Origin of the sequence: Burkholderia sp. BCC1977, assembly GCF_905339595.1 — a bacterium.
GTDB lineage: Bacteria > Pseudomonadota > Gammaproteobacteria > Burkholderiales > Burkholderiaceae > Burkholderia.
Window position 1 is genome coordinate 1 of record NZ_CAJPGQ010000191.1, and the last position, 347, is coordinate 347.

Here is a 347-nt window from a genome sequence, read left to right on the forward strand (position 1 = left end):
CAAGGCATTGCAGTACATGAGCGGACAGTGGCCCAAGCTGGTCCGATACGTCGGTAACGGCAACTGGCCGATCTCGAACAACCTGTGCGAGAACGCGATCCGGCCGTTCGTCGTCGGCCGCAAGGGCTGGCTGTTCTCCGATACTGTCGCCGGCGCGCAGGCCAGTGCCAACCTGTACTCCCTCGTCGAGACGTGCAAGGCGAACGGCGTCGAGCCGTATCGCTATCTGGTCTGGCTGTTCACCAGGTTGCCGCTCGCCGCAACCGCCGACGACTATGCCGCCCTCATGCCATGGAGCATGCCTGCCACTCCCAACCTCTGATGGGCGTCGTTAAAAGACCGCATAC

Annotated in this window: 1 protein-coding gene; it reads left to right on the forward strand. The window is 62.5% G+C overall.

What is annotated here, in order from left to right; all coding sequences use genetic code 11:
• A partial coding sequence (locus tag U5771_RS35420) for a transposase domain-containing protein (RefSeq protein WP_322028217.1) occupies positions 1-322 on the forward strand: 322 nt, incomplete at its 5' end.
• Between the last annotated feature and the right edge of the window lie 25 nt (positions 323-347).